The following is a 1,578-nucleotide window of genomic DNA, read 5'->3' on the forward strand; positions in this document are numbered from 1 at the left end:
GCCGATACGCGGCGATGGGTCGCGCCGGGACGGACAGCAGTCAGGTGGGTCGGCCAGTCAGGATGCCGCCTGTGCAGTCTGGTCGATCGGTTCTGCCGGGCCGCAGCAGCCGCCCTCGGCCTCCGCGGTGGCGGCGGCGGGGTCGTCGAACAGGCCGGCGCCGCCGCAGACCCCGGTGTCGGGCAGCACCAGCTCGACCCGCTCGGCGGCCTCGTGGTCCCCGGCCAGTGCGGCGGCCACGGAGCGGACCTGCTCGTAGCCGGTCATCGCCAGGAACGTCGGTGCGCGCCCGTAGGACTTCATCCCGACCACGAACACCCCGGGCTCGGGTTGGGTCAGTTCGCGGGCGCCGTGCGGGTACACGGTGCCGCAGGAGTGCACGTTCGGGTCGATCAACGGTGCCAGGGCCCGGGCGGCCTGCAGGGTCGGGTCCAGGTCCAGCCGCACCTCCGCCAGCCATGACAGGTCCGGGCGGAACCCGGTCAGCACCACGACCTCGTCGACCGGGGCGAGCCGGCGCCCGTCGAGGGACTCGAGCACGAGCCGGTCGCCGGTCTGGGCGACCGCGCTGGTGCGGAACCCGGTCACCGTGCTGATGTGCCCGGCCTCGACCGCGGCCGCGGCGCGCCGGCCCAGGGCCCCGCGGGCGGGCAGTTGGTCGGCCTCCCCACCGCCGAAGGTGTCACCGACCTGCCCACGGCGCAGCAGCCAGTCCACGTGCGTGCCCGGCGCGGTCTCGGCCAGTTCGGCGAACGCCACCAGTGCGGTCAGTGCCGAGTGCCCGCTGCCGGCCACCGCGACCCGCTTGCCGGCGTAGCGGGCCCGCACGCTCGGGTCGGCCAGGTCTGGCACCTGGTAGGCGATCCGGTCGGCGGCGGCGCGCTCGCCCGCGGCGGGCAGCCCGTCCGCGCCGAGCGGGTTCGGCGAGTCCCAGGTCCCGGAGGCGTCCACCACGGCGCGGGCGAGGATCCGCTCCTCTCCCGCGGCGGTCTGCACGTGCACGGTCAACGGTTCGGTCTCGCGACCGGCGTCGACCACCCGGTCCCGCCCGCGCCGGGCCACACCCGACACTCGGGCGCCGAACCGCACCCGGCTGCCCAACACCTCGGCGAGGGGCTGCAGGTAGCGCTGCGCCCACTGCTGCCCGGTCGCGTAGGTCTCCGGGTCCGGGTGGGTCCATCCGGTCGGGGCCAGCAGCTTCTCCGCCACCGGGTCGACCACCTCGGCCCACCGGGAGAACAGTCGCACGTGGTGCCACTGCCGCACGTGCGCACCGGCCTGCTCACCGGCCTCCAGCACCAGCGGCTCCAGGCCGCGGTCGAGCAGATGCGCGGCGGCGGCGAGCCCGACCGGCCCGGCTCCGACCACCACGACCGGCAACGTGTTCTCACTCATCACGACCTCCAGGGTCGGCAGGTTCATTCATCGACGCTCGTCGATGGGCTGGTCGGACTGTATCGACGGGCATCGATTGACGCAACCATCGATGTGTGTCGATACTGAGCGGTATGAGCACCACTGCCGCCGAGCAGCCCGCTCGCACGCCACTGCTGCCGCTGACCCTGTCTCTGATACACA

At 74.0% G+C, this 1,578-nt stretch carries 1 protein-coding gene; it reads right to left on the bottom strand.

Going from position 1 to position 1,578, the window contains the following annotated elements:
- Positions 1 to 57: 57 nt before the first annotated feature.
- Positions 58 to 1,395, bottom strand: a complete 1,338-nt coding sequence (locus WHI96_RS27615) for an NAD(P)-binding domain-containing protein (protein ID WP_224400981.1) — start codon at positions 1,393 to 1,395, stop codon at positions 58 to 60.
- Positions 1,396 to 1,578: the final 183 nt, after the last annotated feature.

Source organism: Pseudonocardia tropica (assembly GCF_040105315.1).
Taxonomy (GTDB): domain Bacteria; phylum Actinomycetota; class Actinomycetes; order Mycobacteriales; family Pseudonocardiaceae; genus Pseudonocardia; species Pseudonocardia alni.

What these genes read in the sequence shown, in the direction of transcription:
- WHI96_RS27615 (WP_224400981.1), bottom strand. Translation starts at nt 1,395, where the DNA reads ATGAGTGAGAACACGTTGCCGGTCGTGGTGGTCGGAGCCGGGCCGGTC.